At 66.8% G+C, this 16,060-nt stretch carries 18 protein-coding genes; 11 read left to right on the forward strand and 7 right to left on the reverse strand.

Annotation, left to right across the window (positions count from 1 at the left end):
* Positions 1–14: 14 nt before the first annotated feature.
* Entirely contained in the window at positions 15–587 is a 573-nt protein-coding gene (locus BW39_RS28665) for a 5-formyltetrahydrofolate cyclo-ligase (protein ID WP_012203191.1), read from the forward strand.
* Between the two features lie 141 nt (positions 588–728).
* On the opposite strand, the gene queC is transcribed toward BW39_RS28665, so the two are convergent.
* Positions 729–1,478 carry a 7-cyano-7-deazaguanine synthase QueC gene (queC, locus tag BW39_RS28670; RefSeq protein ID WP_170962089.1) on the reverse strand — a complete coding sequence of 250 codons (750 nt, stop codon included), beginning with the start codon at positions 1,476–1,478 and terminating at the stop codon, positions 729–731.
* Positions 1,479–1,575: 97 nt separating this feature from the next.
* On the opposite strand from queC, the gene BW39_RS28675 reads away from it, so the two are divergent.
* Complete coding sequence (locus BW39_RS28675; protein WP_043825691.1) at positions 1,576–2,265, forward strand: glutathione S-transferase family protein; 690 nt, start codon at positions 1,576–1,578, stop codon at positions 2,263–2,265.
* Between the two features lie 32 nt (positions 2,266–2,297).
* Here BW39_RS28675 and BW39_RS28680 read toward each other — a convergent pair whose 3' ends face one another.
* Positions 2,298–3,839, reverse strand: coding sequence for a M20/M25/M40 family metallo-hydrolase (locus BW39_RS28680; protein ID WP_043825694.1), 1,542 nt, complete (start codon positions 3,837–3,839; stop codon positions 2,298–2,300).
* A gap of 94 nt (positions 3,840–3,933) precedes the next feature.
* Here BW39_RS28680 and BW39_RS28685 point away from each other — a divergent pair, with 94 nt between their 5' ends.
* Positions 3,934–5,184, forward strand: coding sequence for a multifunctional CCA addition/repair protein (locus BW39_RS28685; RefSeq protein WP_043825696.1), 1,251 nt, complete (start codon positions 3,934–3,936; stop codon positions 5,182–5,184).
* 10 nt (positions 5,185–5,194) lie between these two features.
* On the opposite strand, the gene BW39_RS28690 is transcribed toward BW39_RS28685, so the two are convergent.
* Both BW39_RS28690 and BW39_RS28695 read right to left on the reverse strand, forming a co-directional pair.
* Positions 5,195–6,079, reverse strand: a complete 885-nt coding sequence (locus BW39_RS28690) for an IPTL-CTERM sorting domain-containing protein (protein ID WP_161787014.1) — start codon at positions 6,077–6,079, stop codon at positions 5,195–5,197.
* Between the two features lie 529 nt (positions 6,080–6,608).
* On the reverse strand, positions 6,609–8,567 hold the full coding sequence (locus BW39_RS28695; protein WP_034390200.1) for a sensor histidine kinase: 1,959 nt from the start codon (positions 8,565–8,567) through the stop codon (positions 6,609–6,611).
* 68 nt (positions 8,568–8,635) lie between these two features.
* On the opposite strand from BW39_RS28695, the gene BW39_RS28700 reads away from it, so the two are divergent.
* Positions 8,636–9,319 (forward strand): response regulator transcription factor, encoded by a 684-nt coding sequence (locus BW39_RS28700; protein WP_012203185.1) that lies wholly within the window; start codon positions 8,636–8,638, stop codon positions 9,317–9,319.
* Positions 9,320–9,360: 41 nt separating this feature from the next.
* On the opposite strand, the gene trxC is transcribed toward BW39_RS28700, so the two are convergent.
* Together trxC and BW39_RS28710 are read right to left on the reverse strand one after the other, a co-directional pair.
* On the reverse strand, positions 9,361–9,795 hold the full coding sequence (gene trxC / locus BW39_RS28705) for a thioredoxin TrxC (RefSeq protein ID WP_043825701.1): 435 nt from the start codon (positions 9,793–9,795) through the stop codon (positions 9,361–9,363).
* Positions 9,796–9,869: 74 nt separating this feature from the next.
* A complete protein-coding gene (locus BW39_RS28710; RefSeq protein ID WP_012203183.1) occupies positions 9,870–10,064 on the reverse strand; it encodes a DUF2905 domain-containing protein in 195 nt (64 codons plus the stop codon).
* Between the two features lie 145 nt (positions 10,065–10,209).
* Between BW39_RS28710 and BW39_RS28715 the strand changes: the two genes are divergently transcribed.
* Positions 10,210–11,106 carry a hypothetical protein gene (locus BW39_RS28715; RefSeq protein ID WP_043825820.1) on the forward strand — a complete coding sequence of 299 codons (897 nt, stop codon included), beginning with the start codon at positions 10,210–10,212 and terminating at the stop codon, positions 11,104–11,106.
* A gap of 27 nt (positions 11,107–11,133) precedes the next feature.
* Here the strand turns inward: BW39_RS28715 and BW39_RS28720 are convergent, their stop codons facing one another.
* A complete protein-coding gene (locus BW39_RS28720; protein WP_043796457.1) occupies positions 11,134–12,147 on the reverse strand; it encodes a class I SAM-dependent methyltransferase in 1,014 nt (337 codons plus the stop codon).
* A gap of 116 nt (positions 12,148–12,263) precedes the next feature.
* On the opposite strand from BW39_RS28720, the gene BW39_RS28725 reads away from it, so the two are divergent.
* The 6 genes from BW39_RS28725 (at position 12,264) to BW39_RS28750 (ending at position 16,048) form a co-directional block, all read left to right on the forward strand.
* Positions 12,264–13,049, forward strand: a complete 786-nt coding sequence (locus BW39_RS28725; protein ID WP_012203180.1) for an SDR family oxidoreductase — start codon at positions 12,264–12,266, stop codon at positions 13,047–13,049.
* A gap of 42 nt (positions 13,050–13,091) precedes the next feature.
* Complete coding sequence (locus BW39_RS28730) at positions 13,092–13,463, forward strand: dihydroneopterin aldolase (protein WP_013804281.1); 372 nt, start codon at positions 13,092–13,094, stop codon at positions 13,461–13,463.
* Complete coding sequence (ttcA, locus tag BW39_RS28735; protein ID WP_043825704.1) at positions 13,457–14,449, forward strand: tRNA 2-thiocytidine(32) synthetase TtcA; 993 nt, start codon at positions 13,457–13,459, stop codon at positions 14,447–14,449. The genes BW39_RS28730 and ttcA overlap by 7 nt, the downstream gene beginning before the upstream one ends.
* 77 nt (positions 14,450–14,526) lie before the next feature.
* Positions 14,527–15,222: a DUF4136 domain-containing protein gene (locus BW39_RS28740; RefSeq protein WP_043825706.1), complete on the forward strand. Its 696-nt coding sequence runs from the start codon at positions 14,527–14,529 to the stop codon at positions 15,220–15,222.
* A gap of 146 nt (positions 15,223–15,368) precedes the next feature.
* A complete protein-coding gene (locus BW39_RS28745) occupies positions 15,369–15,728 on the forward strand; it encodes a type II toxin-antitoxin system RelE/ParE family toxin (RefSeq protein WP_043825709.1) in 360 nt (119 codons plus the stop codon).
* The gene (locus BW39_RS28750; RefSeq protein WP_012203174.1) at positions 15,725–16,048 is read left to right on the forward strand and encodes a helix-turn-helix domain-containing transcriptional regulator; all 324 of its coding nucleotides are present in this window, start codon (positions 15,725–15,727) and stop codon (positions 16,046–16,048) included. Before BW39_RS28745 ends, BW39_RS28750 begins: the two co-directional genes overlap by 4 nt.
* Positions 16,049–16,060 lie beyond the last annotated feature (12 nt).

Genomic DNA, 16,060 nt, shown 5'->3' on the forward strand with positions numbered 1-16,060 from the left:
GAGGAAATTATCTGATGGACAAAGCAGCCCTGCGCCGCAGCTTGATAGACCAGCGCCTCAATCTTCCCGACCGACTGCAGCGCGCCGACGCGCTGCAACAGGTCATGCGCTTTTGGCTGATCCAACGGCCCGACACCGTGATCGGCGCCTATTGGCCGATCAAGGGAGAGTTCGATCCGCTGCCCGCGCTTCACCGCTGGAAGGAAGATGGCGAGCTACAGGGTACCCCACAAAGGCGCCGAATCGGACTGCCGGTGATTGACAAGCAGCGTAAGACACTCAGCTTTCACGCCTGGTACCCGGGCTGCCCCATGGAAGAGGATGCCTACGGCATTCCCAAGCCCAAGGACACCGAAACCCTGACCCCCACCCTGCTGTTCGTGCCCTGCGTGGGCTACGCGGCCGGCGGCTACCGCCTGGGCTATGGCGGGGGTTTCTACGACCGCACCCTGGCTGAACTGCAGCCCAAGCCCTTCACCGTGGGCCTGGGCTACGGCTGCGGCTATGTGGACGAGTTCGAGCCCGAGCCGCATGACCTGCCCCTGGACGCCATCTTGAACGACCACGGAGTCGTCTGGCCGGTGTAGAACAAGCACCCCCTGAGGCGCTGCGCGCCTTCCCCCTCTCTGCCCGCTTCGCGGGGGAGGGGGACGACACCCTCACTGCGGGGCGGCCCTTGCTCGGTGTCCCTCGCTTTTGGCCGCGCCGGTTTTTAGCGCTGTGCTTCTTTAGTTTGCTGTCTCGCGCTGCGCCTGCCATTGATGCCAGCCGCGGGCTCGCAGGTCGCAGGCGGGGCAGGTTCCGCAGCCGTAGCCCCAGTCGTGCAGCGTCTCGCGCGTGCCCTGGTAGCAGGTGTGGGTGTCGCGCTGGATGAGGTCCACCAGGGTGTCGCCGCCCAGGTCGTGGGCCATTTGCCAGGTTTGGGCCTTGTCTATCCACATCAGGGGCGTTTCGATGCGCAGGCGCCGCTCCAGGCCCAGGTTCAGGGCGAGCTGCATGGCCTTCATGGTGTCGTCTCGGCAGTCGGGGTAGCCGGAGTAGTCGGTCTCGCAGACGCCGGTGACGATCACCGACAGGCCGCGCCGGTAGGCCAGCGCGCCGGCCAGGGTCAGGAACAGCAGGTTGCGGCCGGGCACGAAGGTGTTGGGCAGGCCGTCGGCCTGCATGGCGAAGGCCACGTCCTCGGTCAGGGAGGAGCCGCCGATCTGTTGCAGCACGTCCAGCGAGAGGACATGGTCATCGCCCAGGCGCGGTGCCCATTGGGGAAAGTCCCTGGCCAGCCGCTCGCGCACCTGCTGGCGCACCTGCATTTCCACACTGTGGCGCTGGCCGTAGTCAAAACCCAGGGTCTCGACGCGCTCGTACAGCGACAGTGCCTGCGCCAGGCAGGTGGTCGAATCCTGGCCGCCGGAAAACAGAACCAGCGCAGCCGTGTGGCGCGCCGCTGGCGCCTGGGGAGAAGAGCTATCGTTTTGCATGGCACGCATTAGAGCGCGCCCAGGCAGCGCCCGGCTCCTACATGGGTTTTCCTGCCATGCTTGCTAAGCTATAGGGCCTATCGCGGAGGTTGCGGCCATGCTCACGCTCTATATCGGCAACAAGAATTATTCGTCCTGGTCCATGCGCCCCTGGGTGCTGATGCGCCAGGCCGGCATTGCTTTCGAAGAGGTCATGCTGCGCTTTGACAGCTTCGACGAGCAGTCCGCCTTCAAGCAGCGCGCCCGCGCGCTCTCGCCCTCGGGCCGCGTGCCCGTGCTCATGGATGAAGGCATGGCCATCTGGGACAGCCTGGCCATCTGCGAGTACCTGGCCGAGAAATTCCCTGAAAAGCACCTGTGGCCCACGCTGGCGCTGAACCGCGCCCGCGCGCGCAGCCTCTGCGCCGAGATGCACAGCGGCTTCGGCGCCCTGCGCTCGCTGTGCCCGATGAACATCGAGGCCCAGCTGCCCGAGGTCGGCGCGCGGCTATGGGCAGAGAACACCGCCCTGCGCGACGATGTGCAGCACCTGTCCGAGCTGTGGCAACCGCTGCTGTCCACGGCCAGCGGCCCCATGCTGTACGACCAGTTCAGCATCGTCGATGCCTTCTTCGCCCCCGTGTGCATGCGCCTGGCGACCTACGAGCTGCCCGTGGCACCGGCCATCGACGCCTATGTGCGCCGCGTGCGCGCCCTGCCCGGCGTGCAGGACTGGGTGCAGGGCGCACTGGCCGAGCATGATTTCCGGCCGTTCGAGGAACCGTACCGCACGGCTGCGGCGGGCTGAGTGCGTCCTGTCTGCTGCCAGTCTGCCGCCTGTCAGAACGGCTCGGCCAGCAGATGCACCAGGCTGTGCACGCCGTCGAAGTAGTTGCCCAGGCGCATGTTCTCGTCAAAGCTGTGCTGGTTGTTGTCGGCATTGACCAGGGGCACGATGACGAAGGGAATCTTCAGCGCCTGCACGGCCGCGCCCGTGGGCACGGTACCGCCCATCATGCGGATCTGCACCGGGTCGCTGTCCCAGGCCTTGTTCATGCCCTTGCGCAGCCACTGACCGACAGAGGCGTCCAGCGGTGTGCGAACGGCAGAGCCGGAGGCTGATACACCGCCCAGCTTGAGGGTGGCCAGCTTGGGGTGGCTGGCACGCTGCTCGGCCGTGGGCGGGCCTTCGACCAGATGGAAGCCCTGGGCCTCGATATGGGTGCGCAACAGCTTCTCCAGCCGCTCGGGAGGCGTCTCGGGTACGGTGCGCATGTCGATCTCGGCCACGGCCACGGAGGGCACGACGGTACGCGCCTTGCTGCCCACCTCGGCGCTTTGCAGGCCGCGCACGTTCAGCGAGGGGTATTGCATGGACTCCTGGTAGTTGCGTCCCACGGTCTCGGCCTTCGCAATCCCCAGGCGCTTGCGCAGGGCGGCCTCGTCGTCGGGCACAGCCTGCATCACCTCGCGTGCCTGCGCATCGAACTCGATGCCGTCGTAGTAGCCCTGGATCAGGACCTTGCCGTCATCGCCCTTCATGCTGGCCAGCAGGCGCGCCAGGGTCTGGGCCGGATTGGCCGCGTAGTTGCCGTAGTGGCCGCTGTGCAGTTCCTGGCTGGCTCCATAGACAGTGAGCGTGGCCTGGGCAATGCCCCGGTTGCCGAACACCAGGGTGGGCCGGTTGCTGGCGTGCATGGGACCGTCGAGCACCACCATGGCATCGGACTTCAGCGCGCCCAGGTTCTCGCCGATCACGCGGCCGAGCGTGGGAGAGCCCTTTTCCTCTTCGGAATCCAGCAGCACCTTGATGTCCACGCCCGGCTGCTTGCCCTGGGCCTTGAGCGCATCCAGCGCCGCCAGCAGCATGACGATGGGCGCCTTGTCGTCCGAGGACGAGCGCGCAAACACGCGCCACTGCGGATCGGGCTGCTCGCCGTACAGCTGTTCCAGCGGCAGCGCGGCCCAGCGGCCGTCCGGCTGGCGCTGCTTGAGCGTAGCCTGCCAGGGGCTGGCCTGCTGCCACTCCTCGGGCTTGACGGCCTGCCCGTCAAGGTGGGCGTAGAACAGCACGGTCTTGCGCCCGGGCCCAGCCGACGGCAGCGTGGCCATGAGCATGGGCTTGTCGCCATTGGCCAGTTGCCTTACCTCGAAGCCCCGCCGCTCGAAGGCCTTGGCAAACCAGGTCACGTTCTTCTGGATGTCAACGGGCACATTGGCGTCGTTGGGCAGGGCCAGCACCTCGACCCATTCATGCAGGCTGGCACGGGCCGCCTGCCGGGTGGTGTCGGCCAGCGGTGCGGCGCTGGCTGCGGACAGCAGGCCGGCAGCCGCCAGGCCCAGGATCAGGGCGGGAACACGCGGTCGAAAGAACCAAGCCATGGTTTTGTCTCCAAATGGAAAATGGGCATGCGGCGCCCCTCGGCGCCCGGTGCAGCCCGCCATCATGTCACCGCCCAGGCCGTACCATTGCGGGATGAGCGAATTTCAGGTGTACATGGTGGGCGGCGCGGTGCGCGACCGCCTTCTGGGGCGGGCCGTGCATGACCGCGACTGGGTCGTGGTCGGCGCCACGCCCGAGCAGATGGCCGAGCGCGGCTTCATGCCCGTGGGACGGGACTTCCCCGTCTTCCTGCACCCCGAAACCCACGAGGAGTACGCCCTGGCGCGCACCGAGCGCAAGAGCGGGCCGGGCTACCGCGGCTTCGTCGTGCAGGCGGCGCCCGACGTCACGCTGGAGCAGGACCTGGCCCGGCGCGACCTGACCATCAACGCCATGGCTGCCCCCCCGGACTGGGATGGCAAAGGCGCCATCGACGATCCCTACGGCGGCCAGGCCGATCTGCAGGCACGGGTACTGCGCCATGTGACCGATGCCTTTCGCGAAGACCCGGTGCGCATCCTGCGCGTGGCGCGCTTTGCGGCTCGGTTCCACGAATTCACGGTGGCACCGGAAACCATGGCCCTGATGCAAGAGATGGTGGCCGCCGGCGAGGTGGATGCCCTGGTGCCCGAACGCGTCTGGCAGGAGATCAGCCGGGGCCTGATGGAGCGCCAGCCCTCGCGCATGTTCGAGCTGCTGCGCGAATGCGGTGCGCTGGCCGTGCTGCTGCCCGAGCTGGAGCGCCTGTGGGGCGTGCCCCAGCGTGCCGAATACCACCCCGAGGTCGATACCGGCGTGCACGCCATGATGGTGCTGGACATGGCCGCGCAGCTGGACACCCCGCTGCCCGTGCGCTATGCCTGCCTGGTGCACGACCTGGGCAAGGGCACGACACCGGCCGATGTGCTGCCGCGCCACATAGGACACGAGCACCGCAGCGCCCGCCTGGCCGAAAAGGTGGGCGAGCGGCTGCGCGTGCCCACCGACTGCCGCGAACTGGGCGACGTGGTGGCGCGCGAGCACGGCAACATCCACCGCAGCGGCGAGCTCAACGGCGCCGCCATCGTGCGCCTGCTGGAGCGCTGCGACGCCATCCGCAAGCCCGCGCGCTTCGAACAGGCCCTTGCGGCCTGTGAATGCGACGCGCGGGGGCGCCTGGGTTTCGAGGACCGGCCCTACCCCCAGCGCGCCCGCCTGCGCGATGCGCTGGCTGCCGCGCTGTCCATCTCCACCTCGGACATCGCGGCCCAGGCCGCCGCGCGCGGCAAACAGGGCAAGGCCATAGGCGAAGCCGTGCAGGCAGCCCGCGCACAGGCCGTGGCCGATTGGCTGGCCAGGGCTTGAAGAGCCGGCATCAGGCGCGGCGACGCAGCTTGCGCACACCAGCCATGGCCAGCAGCGAGGCCATCAACATCATGGCCCACTCGGAAAGCGTGGGCACCGGCTGGGGCACGGGCACAGGTGCAGCCGTGACCGTCAGCAAGGCCGTTTGTGTGCCTGCGTCAAAGCCGGCCTGGGCAGCCTGCGACGCTGTGATGGTCGTGGTTCCGGCGGAAAGCAGCGTCAAAGCGCCCGTGGCAGGATCTATGGTCGCCACGGCCGGATTGCTGCTGGCATAGCTGATGGGGGCGGGGCTGTCACTGGTTGCCACCATGGTCTTGCCGGTCGCGCCCACCGCGGCGCTTGCCGGGGCCAGGGTGATGTTGGCTGGCAGGCGCGTCACCGTCAGCAAGGCAGTTTTCGTCGCTGCGGCAAAGCCGGCCTGTGCGGCCTGCGAGGCCGTGATGGTCGTGGTGCCGGCGGAAAGCAGCGTCAAAGCGCCCGTGGCAGGATCAATGGTCGCCACGGCAGGATTGCTGCTGGCATAGCTGATGGGCGCGGGACTGTCGCTGGTCGCCACCATGGACTTGCCGGTCGCGCCCACGGGGGCGCTCTGCGGGGCCAGGGCCATGTTGTTCGGCAGCAGTGTCACCGTCAGCATGGCCGTTTTCTTCCCTGCGGCAAAGGGCAGTGGGTCGGCCTGGGCGGACTGCGATGCCGTAATCAGCGTGGACCCTCCGGCAAGCAAGGTCACGGCACCCGTGGCGGGATCAATGGTGGCCACGGACGGGTTGCTGCTGACATAGCTGATGGGCATGGGGCTGTCGCTGGTCGCCACCATGGACTGGCCTGTTGCAACGATGGACACGCTCAACGGTGCCAGGGTGATATTGGGCACCACGCCTGCGGAGAAAGTCACGCTGCCAGTAAAGGCTTGCGCAGGGAACGTGGTCGCGACCATGACATAGGTGGTCGTTGCATCCAGATTGGCAACAAATTGAGGCAGCCTTCCACCAGCGCTGTCGTCATCGCAGCCCACCAAGTTCGCTGTGGGGTTGGCAGGATTGAAGCTGTTTTTGTACAAGGCCAGAAACGAGTCGCTGGTTCCCACCTGAGCCGTGCCCGTGAAGGAATAGGTTGCAGCATTTCCGGTGGTAAAACTTGCCGTCCCATAGTTGTGCGAGCCGACAATAATGTTGCAGTTGGCCAGCCCGCCCAATGGGTTGGACGCCACGTTGAAGCTCAATGCTCCGTTGACGTTCGCGGTGGTGGTCGTGGCAGCAATCGCCGAGGCGGGCAAGCAATGCGCTGCGGCAAGCGCTAGCAGTGCCGCCAGATTCCGTGGGGTATTTTTCATGCCTGATTCAATTGGAAACTATTGGAAACAATTGCCATTGAATTTAGCAAGCATCGCCCAGACGAATCTGAGCGAATCTGAGCATCGATCCTTACTCGCCGAATGCCTGCGCAGGCAATGCCATCCGCAGGCACACGGGCACCTCCCCGCCGCAGGACACCAGCGTCACGCTGCCTCCCAGCCGTTCGGCGATGCGCCGTACCAGATACAGACCGAGGCCTGCGCCCGGCCGCTGCCTGGCGTTTTTCCCCCGGTAGTAGCGTTCGAACAGTTGGCCCTGGTCCTCTTGCGCGATCCGCTCTGCGGGATTCGAGACCTGGATCTCCAGACCCTCACCCTGCTTGGTCACGTCCAGGCGGACCGATTCGCCCTCGGGCGTGTGGCGGTCTGCATTGGCCAGCAGATTGCGCAGCGCGATGCGCAGCAGGCCGGCATCTGTGATCAATTGCTGCGTGCCCCCGCCCAGGTGGCAGACGATGCGGCCGGGCGCAAAGTCCAGGCACAAGCCATCCACCAGCGCATGCAGGTCGCAGGGCTGCAGGCGTGGCTCGGCATGGGGCTGGGGGTCGGCCATGCGGTCGTCGGCCAGGCAGTCGTCCACCAGCGCCAGCAGGCGCTGGGCGGCTTCGCGGATGTTGCGGCTGCGTGCCAGCGTCTTGTCGGGCGGTGCCGCCAGATTGCGCGCCAGTTGCTGCGCACTGGTCAGGATGATGGCCAGCGGTGTGCGCAGTTCGTGCGAGACCATGGCGACAAAGTCGCGCTGCTCCTGGCGGACCCTGCGCTCCAGCACCAGCGCCTCGCTGAGTTCACTTTCGCGCAACTGGCGCTGCACAAGCTCGGCCTCCAGCAGCACCTGCTCCCGCTCTCGAACGCGGCGCCTGTGCTCGTATCCGCCGATGATCCAGCCGCTGAGCAGCAGCATGTGCGCCATGGTGCCCAGCGCGGACGCATGCGTGGACACCAGCGCGGTCAGCGCGTTCATGGGCAGCCAGCCCAGGTTGCGCAGAAAAGAGATCAGCACGCCGGCATAGAAGATGCCGAACGCCAGCATGAAGAACCGTGCCGGGGCATGGCCGCGCCGCCACAGCCAAAGGGCGAACGCGAGAAAGCCCAGGGCCAGCGGCAGGGTCATGGCCTGCACCGGGATCATGCCCGCCGAGTAGTGCCCCGACACCACCAGCAGCATGCAGCACAGGCTGAACAGCCACAGCAGCGGCACGATCTGGCGCACCAGCCGCGGATACAGCGACGCCAGGTCCAGCTGCCTGCAGGCCAGTTGCATGGAGATCGCCAGGGCGGCGGCAATGCCGCATCCCAGCAGGCGGTCGCTCCAGAACCCGGGCAGGCCCGTCAGCTGCTGCACCAGCCCCAGCGATACCACCTCATTGAGCACGCAGACGCTGAGATAGGCCAGGAACAGGCCGCTCAAGGGGGCCCGCGTGCCCAGCCAGAACACCAGTTGCACGCCGATCAACAGCAGGTACAACCCGAAATACAGGCCGAATGACAGGGCCTCACGCCGCGTGTGGTTGTCGAACGCCAGTCGCTGCCACAGATCGATGCGGGTGACGAGCGCGTTGCGCGCGCGCAGGCGCACCAGCAACTCGTAAGACCCGGCAGCAGGGGGCTCGAACTGGAATGCCGGACTGCGGTAGTCCACCGGCCAGGCGTGGCGCGGCACTTCTTCGCCGCTGCGCCCCAGCAGCTGCCAGGGGCCACCGGATCTGCGCACGTGAACCTCCACCTCGTCCAGCAGGGCATTGCCCAGCAGCAGCATCCAGCTGCCGGGCTGCTCCACCTGCAGCGGCATGCGCAGCCAGACCGCCACCTGCGTGAAACTGGCGTTCAGGTGACCGGGCAGCGGCTGCCATCCAGGGGCGGCGTCGGCTTGCCCGGCGTCGAGCAGGCCAGCAGCGTCATCGAGCCGCTGCCACTGACCGGCAGTCTCCAGCATCGGCAAATCGGGGTTCAGCAGGAGCGCCTGGGCCTGGGTCAGCAGCGGACACAGCAGCCAGGCCAGCAGCAGGAGGGTTGCACGGTAATATCGCATCGGAGGTCCACCACAGGGCCGCCAGCGTACACCAGCCTCCCGGCCTCGCCGCTCAGCCCCCTTCCCCCATGCTTGATGTGATCCTGCTCGAAGACGAGCCCGTGCTGCGCCATGAACTGGGTGAATTCCTGGAGGGCCTGGGCTACGCGCCGCAATGCGTTGCCAGCCTGCAGGAGTTCGACCGCCACTTCGACGCCCGGCGCCACCGCCTGGCCATCATCGACATCGGCCTGCCCGATGGCAGCGGCCTGGCCCTGATCCAGCGCCTGCGCCAGCAGGGCCAGCAACTGGGCATCATCGTGTTCAGCGCGCACAACACCAGCGCCAACCGCATCGACGGCCTGGAAAACGGAGCCGACCACTATCTGGGCAAAGGCTGTGATCTGGACGAGCTGGAGGCCACGCTGGCCGCGCTGGTGCGCCGCCTGGGCCTGCAGCAGCGCCAGGCGCGCTGGCTGTTGCAGCTGGGTCCGAGCCGCCTGCTGCCCCCATCGGCCCCGCCGGTCGCGCTCTCCCAGCAGGACCTGCTGGTGCTGCAGTGCCTCATGGGCCAGGCAGGCACCGAGGTGAGCCGCCGAAAGATCGTGCAGGCCCTGGGCGGCGACTATCTGGTCTACGACCAGCGCCGCCTGGACACCCAGATGCGCCGGCTGCGCCGCAAGGTGGAGGAGGCCAGCGGCCAGCAACTACCCGTCAAGACGCTGCGCAACAGCGGCTATTGCTTCTACCAGCCGGGCGAAGTGCAGGCCTGAAGGCGGGCCTGAAAGCCCCCGGCCTTGGGCCCGCAGAGAAATCAGACGACCGAACGCACCCAGCGCACGATCTCGCCGGCTGGCAGGGCGCCGGAGACACGGGCGATCTCGCGCCCTTCCTTGAACACCACCATGGTCGGGATGCTGCGGATGTTCCAGGGCGCGGCAGCCTGGGGATGGGCTTCGGTATCGAGCTTGGCCAGCTGCACGCCGGGCGCCAGCGCCTGCGCCGCCTGCTCGAAGGCCGGCGCCATCATGCGGCAGGGGCCGCACCAGGGCGCCCAGAAATCGACCACCACCGGCGCCTGGCTGCGCCCCACATGCTTGGCAAAGCTTTGCGCATCCAGCGCCACGGGCTGGCCGGTGACCAGCGGCTGGTGGCAGCTGCCGCAGTCAGGCGCGCTGCCGAGCTGGTCGGCCGCAATGCGGTTGGTGGTGTGGCAATGGGGGCAGACGAAATGCAGCTTGTCGGACATGGGCGGCCTCTTGTTCGGAAGTCATGGGGCAATGCCTGCATATACGGGCGGCGCGCCCATGCTTCAAGCCATGCTCAGACCAGCTTGGCGATCAGGGCGGCAATCACGCTGAGCAACACGGTGCTGGCAATGGGCAGAAAAATCACGCGGCCGAACAGGCGAAAGCGGAAGTCGCCCGGCAGGCGGCCCAGGCCTATGCGCTCCAGCCAGGCGTGCAGGCCATTGAACAGCAGCAGGGCCAGGAAGATGACGAGGAGCCAGCGAATCATGGCGCCGAGTGTACGGCGGCGGCGCGTCATGGGCAGGACACATGGGCGTCCTACATTGGAAAAGTCCCGTGGCGGGAGGCTTCGGGACCATTCGCGACACGCCCCCTTCTTCCATGGCTCCATGCCGCAACAAGACAACCCCACCATGCAACACACATCCAGGCGCCTTCTTCTCGCCATCCTGCCTGCCGCTCTGCTGGCGGCCTGCGCCAGCGCTCCGGCCCCCACCACGGCAGCCGCAGCGTCGGGCGCCATCGACAACAGCGCCCTGCAGCGCAGTGATTTCCGCGCCCACCAGGCCACCTATGGCCTGGTCTACCGCCTGCCGGCCGATGCCACGGCCATCATGGACAGCCAGGTCACGCCCGTGGTGCACGAGCAGTTGCTGCGCCTGAAGCTGGTGGCCGAAGCCAACACCTTCAACCTGCCCCATGTCACCGTGGTGCATATCCACAGCGCCGACCCGTCCACGCCGCGCAAGATGCTGGCCGCCCTGCCGGCATTGCCGCCCGTGCTGCAGGACGTGCACCTGAAGAATTTCTACACCACCGAGGCCGCCAAGGGCGCCGGCAAGCCGTGGTGGCTGGACCTGGGCATCGTCAAGTCCGGCCCGGCCTACGAGGCCATGATGGACTTCAACACCCGCGCCACCGCCGCCATGGCACCGCTGCGCGACGGCCCGCTGCCGCGCGTGACGGGGCCCGTCTATGCCCGCATGAACGATTCGGCCAAGGCCATGGTGCAAAGCGTGGGTGTCAGCGGCATCAACCAGGTGCAGGCCGGCAAGGAGGTGCGCAGCCACAACCCGCACAACACCCTGGTCTACAGCGAAGCCACCTTCACGCCCGAGATCGAGCGCGCCATGGGCGAGACCGCCGCGCGCCTGAACCGCATCCTGCCCGGCGGCTTCACGACCACGTTCGAGAACATGTCCATCGTGGAGCTGGGTTTTTCCGGCAACGTCACGCGCGAGATCTACCGCATCAACCTCAAGGACCAGACGGCCTACGAGGTGAGCAACGGCCGCCGCGTCCAGCGCTGAGGCCCGGGGCGGAGCTCTGGCCGGCGGCTACAGGCGGTGCGTGCGGTCGCCGCGCACAAAGCCCATGGCGTCCCAGGGCTCCACGCCCTTGGCCAGGCCGATGACCTTGAACAGCTCGCCCATCTCGTGCTCCATCATCAGCTTGGTGGCCATGGCGCGCGGCCCCTGGGCCAGGGCGTCGAGCTTGGGCCCCAGGCCGCAGTTGATGAGGAAGTGGGCCTGCGAGGTATAGCCCAGCACCTCGAAGCCCGCCTCCTGTGCGGCCACGGCCGTGCCCGTGAAGTTCACGTGGGCGGTGATGTCCTTCAGGCCGACCTCGGCCAGCGGGTCGTCGTCCACCTTGTGCAGGCGGTGGCAGACCAGGGTGCCCATGTGGCGCTGCGGATGGAAGTACTCGGACTCGCCGAAGCCGTAGTCGATGAAGAAGGCAGCGCCCCGCGCCATGCGCTCGCCCAGCGTGCGGATGAAGGCCTCGCCCTGCGGGTGGATCTCGGTCAGGTAGTCGTGCTCGCCCTCGATCTCCATGGGCGGGCGCAGCTGCGTGGGCCGGTCTTCCCAGCCCAGGCTGCCGTCCGGCTGCAGCACCACGCCGCGCTCGTGCCAGACACCTGCCTTGCGCACCAGCAGTTGCACGGGCATGGCATCCAGCACCTCGTTGCCGATGACCACGCCTTCGAGCCTATCGGGCAGGGCATCGGCCCAGTGCACCAGGCCTTCGTACTTCACCAGCCTGAGCTGCTGGCGCGCACGCAGCGTACCCGACAGATCGACGATGGTGTAGCGGTCCGGCCGCACACCCAGGGCGGCCAGCTCGTCCAGCACCTGCAGCGCCAGCGCGCCCGTGCCGGCACCAAACTCCCAGACTTCGCGGGTGTGCGTGCGCTGCAGCGCCTCGGCCACCTGGGCGGCCAGCAGCTGGCCGAAGACCGGGGACATCTCGGGCGCGGTCACGAAATCGCTGCCCGACGATGGCATCAGCCCGAACTTGGCGGTGTCATTGGCGTAGTAGCCCAGGCCCGGCTCGTACAGCGCCAGGGCCATGAAACGGTCGAAAGCCAGCCAGCCTCCAGAGGACGCAATCTCTTGCGCAACACGGGATTGCAGGGCGGCCGTTAAAATTGAGGGTTCTGTCGTCACGATCCGCACATTGTCCTCGAATGTCCACACCTGCCCGAACACGCACCGTTTTGGTGACCGGCGCGGCCCGCCGCCTGGGGCGCGACATCGCGCTCGCGCTTGCCAGCGCCGGCTGGCAAGTGGCCGTGCACTACCGCGACTCGCACGACGAGGCGCTGGAGACGGCCGCCGCCTGCGCTGAACTGGCCGGCGACAGCGCCGCCCTGGATGCCGATTTCTTCAACGAGGATTCGGTGCGCTCCCTGGTGCCGCGCGCCGTGGCGCACTTCGGCCACCTGGATGCCGTGGTCAACAACGCCTCGCTGTTCGAGCATGACGATGCAGGCAGCTTCAGCTACGTGGCCCTGGAAGCCCACCTGCGCAGCAACACCGGCGCGCCCATCCTGCTGGCCCAGGCGCTGCATGCCCATATCGAGGACCGCGTGGCGGCTGGCGAGGAGCATGCCAGCGGCGCCGTGATCAACATGCTGGACCAGAAGCTCTGGAACCAGAACCCCGATTTCCTCAGCTACACGCTGTCCAAGGCGGCTCTCGAGGCCGCCGGCACCATGCTGGCGCTGGCGCTGGCACCGCGCGTGCGCGTCGTCGGCGTGGCCCCGGGCCTGACGCTGACCAGCCACATGCTGAGCCAGGAGCGCTTCGAGTCGCTGCACCGCCTCAGCCCGCTGGGCCGCTCGTCCAGCGCGGCCGACGTGGCCGCCACCGTGTGCTTTGCGCTGGACAACCAGTCCATCACCGGCACCACCTTGCTGGTCGATGGCGGACAGCACCTGCAGCGCTTCGAGCGCGACTTTTCCATGATGTAGGCGCCTGCGCGCGCCACCCCAAACACTCCACGGCTTTTCCCCATGCACTCCGCCACCGGACAACAGATCCTGACGCTCACGGGTTTGCGCTTCGACGCCAACCTGGGCATCCTCGCCCACGAAAAACAGATGCCCCAGCCCATCCAGGTCGATGCCGAGCTGAGCCTGGGCACCCAACCGCTGGCGCCGCGCGACGACGACATCCTGCATGTGCTGGACTACCGCAAGGTGCGCCAGATCATCATCGATGAATGTACGGCCGAGCACGTCAACCTGCTGGAGAGCCTGATCGGCAAGCTGGCCCAGCGCCTGATGCAGCTGCCCGGCGTGCTGGGCGTGCGCGTGAAAATCGCCAAGCTGGAAATCTTTGAAGACTGCGAAGTGGCCATTCGCATAGAAACCGGACAATGGTGAACCCCATGAATGCAGTGACCGACAACCCCTGGCTGGCCGAAGAAGCCGCCCCCGAAACCGCCGCCGCCGATGCGGATGCCCAAGCCAATACCGCGAACGGCAACCGCATCAAGATCGAGCGCGAGCAGGTCAAGCTGGAAAAGCGCCTGTGCCGCGAGGTGGGCCGCGCCATCACCGACTTCAACATGATCGAGGAAGGCGACAAGATCATGGTCTGCATGTCGGGCGGCAAGGACAGCTACACGATGCTGGACGTGCTGCGCAAGCTGCAAAAGCGCGCGCCCGTGAAGTTCGAGCTGGTGGCTGTGAACCTCGACCAGAAGCAGCCCGGTTTTCCCGACCATGTGCTGCCCGAGTACTTCAAGAGCATCGGCGTGGACTACCACATCGAAACGCAGGACACCTACAGCGTGGTCAAGCGCGTCGTGCCCGAGGGCAAGACCACCTGCGGCCTGTGCTCGCGCCTGCGCCGCGCCATCCTGTACAAGGTGGCCGACGAGCTGGGCTGCACCAAGGTGGCCCTGGGCCACCACCGCGACGACATCGTGCAGACGCTGATGCTCAACATGTTCTACGGCGGCCGCATGAAGGGCATGCCCCCGAAGCTGGTCTCGGACGACGGCAAGCATGTGGTGATCCGCCCGCTGTGCTACGTGCCCGAGAAGGACACCGTCCGCTGGGCCCAGTACCAGAACTTCCCCATCATCCCCTGCAACCTCTGCGGCAGCCAGGACGGCCTGCAGCGCGTGGCCGTGGGCGAGCTGCTGCGCGAATGGGACAAGAAATTCCCGGGCCGCGTGGAAAGCATGTTCCGCGCCATGGGCCACATCGTGACCACGCACATGATGGACCCCGAGCTGCACGACTTCAAGAACGCCAAGGCCACCGGCATTGCCGACCCCAACGGCGACATGGCCTTCGACCATGAAGAGATGCCCGTCTCCGCCTCACTGCCCGGCCTGCAGGTGGTACAACTGTCGTCCTGACGGCTGAACCTATAACAATCGCCCCACTCCAACCAAGGCCCGTGCAAACGGGCCTTTTTTCGACCAAGGAGTACACCATGAAGCTGCGCTGCATCCATGTCCTGGCCATCGTGGCCACGGCCTTGCTCACGGGCTGCGCCAGCGTGCGCGAAGTCCAGAGCACCGTCCAGAGCTATTCCACGCTGGGCGCCCTGCCCGCGCCGCCCACCTACCGCCTGGAAGTGCTGCCCTCGCAACGCGAGGCGCAGACGCATTTCGCGGCCATCGAATCCCAGGCCCAGCAGGCCCTGGGCCGCGTGGGCCTGCAGCGCGACGACTCCCGGGCCAGCCTGATCGTGCAGATCGGTGCCGACGCACGCTATGCGCGCGACTACGCCGCCTGGCCCTACTACGACCGCTGGGGCGGCCCGCGCTGGGGTTGGGGCGTGGGCTACGGGCGCGGCTGGGGCATGGGCTTTGGCGGCAGCTTCATGTTCGACGGCCCGCCGCTGGAGTACTACCGCGCCGTCAGCATCGTGATGCGCAACGCCACCACGCAGCAGATCGTCTACGAGACCTCGGCCCAGCGCCAGGATGTGTGGACCGACGATCCGGCCATCTTCGGCATCCTGTTCGACGCTGCGCTCACCGGCTTCCCCAACCCGCCCAAGGGCTCGCGCGTGGTGCGCACCACCATCGGTCCGGTGCAGCAGGGTGGCCCGCCGGCGCAGCCGCCGGCCCAGGGGGCGCCTGCAGCGCAGACCGTGCCGGCCACGCCAGCACCCGCCCGGTAAGCCGTCGCGCCCCCAAAGCAAAGGCCTGCATACGCAGGCCTTTTTTTGGTTCATCGCTGTCATTCGCTCCTGGGAACATGAGAACGCTGTAGGTCATGTGGACAGCGCCTTGCAGAGTTGGTAACTCATAAGTTACCATCCAATCCATGCGAATCCAGCTCCAGGAGTACATCCGCGAAGACGGCAGCAGCGCGTACCAGACATGGTTCAACGGGCTGGATGGCCAGGCGGCCGCCAAGGTGGCCGTCGCCATGGCCCGCATGGAGTTGGGCAACACCTCCAATATCGAATGGTTCCGGGGTATTGGCGAATACAAGATCGACTGGGGCCCGGGCTACCGCATCTATCTCGCCAAGGACGGGGAAAGATTGATCATCCTGTTCGGGGGCAGCACGAAAAAGGGCCAGCAGAAGGCCATCGACGAAGCCGTGGCCCTGCACAGCGAATACAAGGCTCGCAAGAGGCAGCGCCCCCCGGACAATGCCAAAAAAGGAACGAAGGCATGACGCTCACCCGCGATTTCAAACAAACGGTCATTCAGCGCATTGAGCGCGACCCTGCTTTCGCACAGGCGCTGCTTGATGAGGCGGCCACTCTTTTTCTGAGTGGTGAGCCAGAAACGGCACGCCTCGTCCTGCGCGATCTCGTCAACGCAACGGTGGGATTCGAGACGCTGGCCGACCTCACGCACAAGCCGAGCAAGAGCCTGCACCGCATGCTTTCGCCGAAAGGCAACCCCAGCATGGACAATCTTGCCGCCATCTTTGCCGCCATCAAGAACTGGCTTCAGGTCCGGTTCGACGTGCGGGTCGTTGCCGCGACCTGAACGCCAAGCCAT

This window comes from Delftia sp. RIT313 (assembly GCF_000632165.1).
In the GTDB taxonomy this organism is placed as follows: domain Bacteria; phylum Pseudomonadota; class Gammaproteobacteria; order Burkholderiales; family Burkholderiaceae_C; genus Comamonas; species Comamonas acidovorans.